The 6,154-nt window shown below is 62.4% G+C and carries 5 protein-coding genes; 1 reads left to right on the top strand and 4 read right to left on the bottom strand.

The features are described 5' to 3' along the window. Positions 1-205: 205 nt before the first annotated feature. The 4 genes from glmM to PQR42_RS12095 all read right to left on the bottom strand — a co-directional run bounded on the left by glmM (position 206) and on the right by PQR42_RS12095 (position 5,317). Positions 206-1,564 (bottom strand): phosphoglucosamine mutase, encoded by a 1,359-nt coding sequence (glmM, locus tag PQR42_RS12110; RefSeq protein WP_408206735.1) that lies wholly within the window; start codon positions 1,562-1,564, stop codon positions 206-208. A gap of 28 nt (positions 1,565-1,592) precedes the next feature. Continuing rightward, positions 1,593-2,492: a dihydropteroate synthase gene (folP, locus tag PQR42_RS12105; protein ID WP_459252316.1), complete on the bottom strand. Its 900-nt coding sequence runs from the start codon at positions 2,490-2,492 to the stop codon at positions 1,593-1,595. Positions 2,493-2,575: 83 nt separating this feature from the next. Beyond that, complete coding sequence (ftsH, locus tag PQR42_RS12100) at positions 2,576-4,465, bottom strand: ATP-dependent zinc metalloprotease FtsH (RefSeq protein WP_408206737.1); 1,890 nt, start codon at positions 4,463-4,465, stop codon at positions 2,576-2,578. A 189-nt stretch (positions 4,466-4,654) separates the two neighbouring features. After that, on the bottom strand, positions 4,655-5,317 hold the full coding sequence (locus tag PQR42_RS12095) for an RlmE family RNA methyltransferase (RefSeq protein ID WP_408206739.1): 663 nt from the start codon (positions 5,315-5,317) through the stop codon (positions 4,655-4,657). A gap of 183 nt (positions 5,318-5,500) precedes the next feature. Here PQR42_RS12095 and PQR42_RS12090 point away from each other — a divergent pair, with 183 nt between their 5' ends. Continuing rightward, positions 5,501-6,028, top strand: a complete 528-nt coding sequence (locus PQR42_RS12090; RefSeq protein WP_408493638.1) for a YhbY family RNA-binding protein — start codon at positions 5,501-5,503, stop codon at positions 6,026-6,028. Positions 6,029-6,154: the final 126 nt, after the last annotated feature.

Here is a 6,154-nt window from a genome sequence, read left to right as displayed (position 1 = left end):
GGCGCTGTGGGTTGGCGCTGTGGGTTGGCGCTGTGGGTTGGCGCTGTGGGTTGGCGCTGTGGGTTGGCGCTGTGGGTTGGCGCTGTGGGTTGGCTGGTTTGGGCGGCAGCGGCTGGGCTGCCTGTGGCTGTTGCGGACGGGCTACACAGCGCGGCGGGACGATGTTGCCATCGCCCCGCCGCGCTGCACCGCTAAAGCACGTGGCTTACGCCGTCGCCTCTTTCACCGCGCCGGCAATCGACTCCGCATGATGAAGCGCGTCGGCGACACTTTCCGCTTCCACCATCACGCGCAGCACCGGCTCGGTGCCGGACGCGCGGATCAGCACGCGGCCGCGGCCGTTCAGCGCGCTCTCGGCGCTGGCGATGGCACGGCGGATCAGGTCACTGCTCTTCCAGTCCGCGTCGGGCTTCATGCGCACGTTGATCAGCTTCTGCGGGAACAGCGTGACGCCGTCGAGCAGGTCGGCGAGCGATTTGTCGCTGCGCTTCATGGCCGCGAGCACCAGCAGCGCGGAGACGATGCCGTCGCCCGTGGAATGGCGGTCGAGTGAGAGAATATGGCCGGAGCCCTCGGCGCCGAGCTGCCAGCCGTGTTCGCGCAACTGCTCGAGCACGTAGCGGTCGCCGACCGCCGCGCGGACGAACTTCACGCCGGCTTCCTGCAGCGCCATTTCCACCGCCATATTCGTCATCAAGGTGCCGACTGCGCCGTCCACCTTGCCGTCGGTCGCAATACGGTCCTTGACCAGCACGTACAGCAGTTCGTCGCCGTTATAGAGGCGCCCTGCCGCATCGACCACCTGCAGACGATCGGCGTCGCCATCGAGCGCAATGCCGAGGTCCGCGTGATTCGCGCGCACGGCGCGCACCAGCGCATCCGGCGCGGTCGCGCCGACGCCGTCGTTGATGTTGAAGCCGTTCGGCGCGACGCCGATTGGAATCACATCGGCGCCGAGTTCGTGGAACACGTGCGGCGCGACGTCATACGCGGCGCCATGCGCGCAGTCGACCACCAGCTTCAGACCGCGCAGATCGAACGCAGCCGGGAACGTGCTCTTGCAGAACTCGATGTAGCGGCCCGCCGCGTCGTCGAGACGCCGTGCCTTGCCGAGTTGCTCCGATGCCGCGCAGGCAAGCGGCAGATCGAGTTGCTCCTCGATCAGCGATTCCACTTCGTCCGGCAGCTTGTTGCCGTCGGCGGAGAAAAATTTGATGCCGTTGTCGTAGTACGGGTTGTGCGATGCGCTGATGACCACGCCCGCGGCGAGCCGCAACGCGCGCGTCAGATAGGCGATGCCGGGGGTCGGCATCGGGCCGGCCAGCATCACATCCACACCGGCCGCGGAGAAGCCCGATTCGAGCGCGGCTTCGAGCATGTAGCCCGACACCCGCGTGTCTTTACCGATCAACACGGTTGGCCGCGTGCCTGTCCTGGCCCAACGGTCCGCACCTGCCAACACCTTGCCGGCCGCGTAGCCGAGCCGCAATACGAACTCCGGCGTGATAGGTCCTTCGCCGACTTTGCCCCGAATGCCGTCCGTTCCGAAATAACGACGTGCCATGTTTTATCTTCCTCCTTGGCTTGTGGGTTCAGCCGCGCGCGCGGCTGTGCTTCGCCGCGTCGCGCATGGCTGCCCATACTTTCAATGCATCTACTGTTTGCGCGACGTCGTGCACGCGCAGAATCGCAGCGCCCCGTTCAGCGGCGCACACCGCCGCCGCAATACTGCCCGCGACGCGTTCCGGCGCCGGGCGTCCCACCACCGCGCCGACCATCGACTTGCGCGACATGCCGGCAAGAATCGGGTACGGCGGCTCCGCTCGCGGCGCCGTTTCCGGCAGGTGCGCAAGCAGCGCGTAATTATGCTCGACTACGGCCTTGCCGAAGCCGAAACCTGGGTCCACGCTGATACGAGCACGTGCGATGCCCGCCTGCTTCAGCGCCGCGACACGCTCCTCGAGAAAGTCGCGAACCTCGCTCACCACATCATCATAGACGGGCTCGCCGAGCTGCATGGTCCGCGGCTCGCCCAGCATGTGCATGACGCACAGGCCGCATTCACTGTCGCGCACCGCGTCGATCGCGCCGGGCATCCGGAAGCCCCAGATGTCGTTGATCAGATCCGCGCCCGCAGCCAGCGTGTGGCGCATCACTTCGGGCTTGTACGTGTCGATTGACAACGGCACATTCGCGCCGCGCAGTTGCTCGACGAGCGGGATCACCCGCTCCAGCTCTTCGTCGAGCGGCACCGGCGGCGCGCCGGGACGCGTCGATTCGCCGCCGATATCGATGATGTCCGCGCCGTCGAGCATCATGCGCTCGGCCTGGCGCAACGCATCGCCGCGCATCGCGTACTTGCCGCCGTCGGAAAAAGAATCGGGCGTGACGTTCAGAATGCCCATGATCAACGGGCGTTCAAAGGTCAGCTTGAAGCGGCCGCATTGCAGCGGCTCGGGAATAGGCAGAAAAGGGAATTCGACTTTCGACACGTGGTGGTGCTTCACGCAAAACGGATAAATGCAAAACGGGCCGGTGTGAAACACACCGGCCCGCACTTTCTACTGGTCGCCTATCAGGCCGGCGCGGTCGCGCTGCCCGGCTTGACCTCGGTGCCCGGGCTGCCGCCCGACGAGGCGTCGCTTGCCGACGGCGCCGAGCTCTTCGGCGAACGCGGCGGACGGCCTGCCATGATGTCGTTGATCTGATCGGCGTCGATCGTTTCCCACTCCATCAGCGCGGCGGTCATTGCCTCGACCTTGTCGCGGTTCTCGTCCAGCAGACGCTTCGCGAGGTTGTACTGCTCGTCCAGCACACGACGGATTTCGGCGTCGACCTTCTGCTGCGTCGCTTCCGAAATGGTGCGCGTGAAACCGCGGCCAAACGGCGTGGCGTCGTTTTCGTCGTCGACGTAGACCATCGGTCCGAGTGCGTCCGTCATGCCGAAGCGAGCCACCATGGCACGCGCCGTTTGCGTCGCCTTGTTGAAGTCGTCAGAAGCACCGGTGCTGATCAGGTTCAGGAACAGCTCTTCCGCGACGCGGCCACCGAACAGGATCGCCAGACGATCCAGCAGGTAGTCCTTCGAATACGTTTCGTTGTCATGCTCCGGCAACTGCCACGTCACGCCCAACGCACGGCCACGCGGAATGATCGTGACCTTATGCACCGGATCGGCCTTCGGCAACAGCTTGGCGATCACCGCATGACCCGACTCGTGGTACGCCGTGGCACGCTTCGATTCTTCGCGGATCACGGCCGACTTGCGCTCCGGACCCATGAAGATCTTGTCCTTGGCATCTTCGAAGTCGTTCATTTCAACGATGCGCTTGCCGCGGCGAGCGGCGAACAAAGCTGCTTCGTTCACGAGGTTCGCGAGGTCCGCGCCCGAGAAGCCCGGCGTGCCGCGTGCGATCACCGCTGCGTCGACGTCGTTCGAAATCGGCACCTTGCGCAGGTGAACCTTCATGATGTGCTCACGGCCGCGGATGTCCGGCAGACCGACATACACCTGACGGTCGAAACGGCCCGGACGCAGCAGCGCCTTGTCGAGCACGTCCGAACGGTTCGTTGCAGCGATCACGATCACGCCGGAGTTCGCTTCGAAACCGTCCATCTCGACGAGCATCTGATTCAGCGTCTGTTCGCGTTCGTCATTACCGCCGCCCATGCCGGCGCCGCGATGACGGCCGACCGCATCGATTTCGTCGATGAACACGATGCACGGTGCGTGCTTCTTGGCCTGCTCGAACATGTCGCGCACACGAGCCGCGCCGACACCGACGAACATTTCGACGAAGTCCGAACCCGAGATGCTGAAGAACGGCACTTTCGCTTCGCCGGCGATAGCACGCGCCAGCAGCGTCTTACCGGTTCCCGGCGGGCCGACCAGCAGCACGCCGCGCGGAATGCGACCGCCCAGCTTCTGGAATTTCTGCGGATCGCGCAGGAAGTCGACCAGTTCGGAGACTTCTTCCTTGGCTTCGTCGCAACCGGCGACGTCGGTGAAATTGATTGCGTTGTTGTTTTCGTCGATCAGACGTGCACGGGATTTACCGAACGAGAACGCACCGCCTTTCCCGCCCCCCTGCATCTGTCGCATCATGTAGAACCAGAAACCGATGATCAGGATCGTCGGCCCGAGGTAGTACAGCGCGGACACCAGCGCATTGGGTTCGTCATCAGCCTTGCCGCTCACCTGAACGCCATACTTCATCAGATCGCCGACCATCCAGATGTCGCCGGGCGACACGATCTGGTACTTCTGGCCGTCTGCTGGAGTGACCGTGAGGTTCCGCCCCTGGACAATGACGTTCTTGACTTTGCCGTTCTTCGCGTCGTCCATGAACTGCGAATAGGAAACGCCTTCCTGGACACGGGGCTTGTCGAACTGCTTGAACACCGTAAACAGCACCAGTGCGATAACCAGCCACACTGCTGCTTTCGAAAACATATTGTTGTTCAAAGCACCACTCCTTCACTTAGACGGGCGCCTACATTTGCCTTGCGGCACCACGAAAGCATTCTAATCCAGTCCGCAGACCCCTGCCATAAGGTTTCACTACCACAGAAATAGGACAGCGGGTCATTGCCGCACCCATTTCCAAGGCCATGATCGCATTATCGGCAGATGCGGAACCGTCCTGCAGCGCCTCTATGCGGGCCGCTTGAGATGCTTACCCAAAATAAACGTTTCTGACGACTTGTCCCGCGAGGCTTTCGGCTTACGGGCCGCCACCACCTTGAACTGATGCTTGAACTTTTCGACAATCTGGCTGTAACCGCTGCCGTGAAAGCATTTGACTAAAAGGGCACCATCCGACTTCAGGTGATTTTGTGAGAATTCCAGCGCGAGATCGCATAAATGCTCGATTCGCGCGGCATCCGCCACCGCCACCCCCGACAGGTTGGGCGCCATATCCGAAATTACAAGATCAACCTGACGTTCTCCGACCAATTCTTCCAACTGGTTCAGCACCGAGTCTTCGCGGAAGTCGCCTTGAATGAACGTGACGTCGGCGATCGGCTCCATCGGGAGGATATCTAGCGCGATGATTGTGCCCTCGATGCCACCTTCGCGCTCAGCGTCGCGCTGCGAACCCTTGGCGAGCTTGTTACGCGCGTACTGACTCCAACTGCCCGGCACCGAGCCGAGGTCGACGATCACCTGCCCCGGACGGATCAGCTTGTCCTGTTCATCGATTTCCTTGAGCTTGTAGGCTGCGCGGGCACGGTAGCCCTCTCGCTGCGCCATTTTTACGTACGGGTCGTTGATGTGATCATGCAACCACGCCGTGTTGAACTTGTTTTTTGCCATTAAGCGTTGAACTCTTGCTGCGTTATGACACGCTTTAGGGGATAATACGCGGTTAATTCGCGCGGACACCGCCAAAACTGGCAGTCATCCGCGATTCTGTTGTTCTGACGCGCCGCCCTGCGCTATTGGCCGAATCTCTCGGAAATGCAGGTGCCGCCATTTTAGTCGAGTCTCCCACTTTCCATGCCCGCCCTCAAAGTCTCTTCCGACCAACGCGCCGAGTTGCGCTCCCAGGCACATGCGCTCAAACCGGTCGTGCTCGTCGGCGCCGAAGGCTTGACCGACGCTGTGCTCTCCGAGATCGAGGTCCACCTTGGCGCTCATCAGCTCATCAAAATCCGCGTGTTCGGCGACGAACGCGAAGAGCGCATCGCGATCTATGAGGAAATCTGCGACAAGCTGAACGCCGCGCCCATCCAGCATATCGGCAAGCTGCTCGTGATCTGGAAGCCGGAAGCCGCACAACCGGCGGTGAAGACCAAACGCGGTGCCTTGCCGAGTGCCCGCGAAGCCGCGGTGGAAGCCAAACCGGGTAAAGGCCGCGCCCCGCGCGTCGTGACCGTGGTGAAACCCAGCGAAATCCCGATGCGCAAACCCAAGGCCAAAGCGGTAGTTGTGCGCGGCAATGAGCGCGTGACGCAAGGCGGCAACATCAAGCGCGCCAAGAAGCGCCAAACCAGCGCGAAGCGCTCGCATCAGTCGTCGAAATAAGCGAATGATGAAAGGTGCGGGCGGCGTCCGCACCTTGACGTGGGCTGCTTGAGCAAAACCTGAAAGCTCAACGTTACCCAGCAAGCTCGCAGCGCCCGTTGGCAAGCTCAGGCGCCGCAAAGCAGC

Origin of the sequence: Paraburkholderia sediminicola, from assembly GCF_046027355.1 — a bacterium.
In the GTDB taxonomy this organism is placed as follows: Bacteria; Pseudomonadota; Gammaproteobacteria; order Burkholderiales; family Burkholderiaceae; genus Paraburkholderia; species Paraburkholderia sediminicola_B.
The sequence above is the reverse complement of the archived record's forward strand: the minus strand, read 5'-3'. Positions and strand labels throughout refer to the sequence as shown.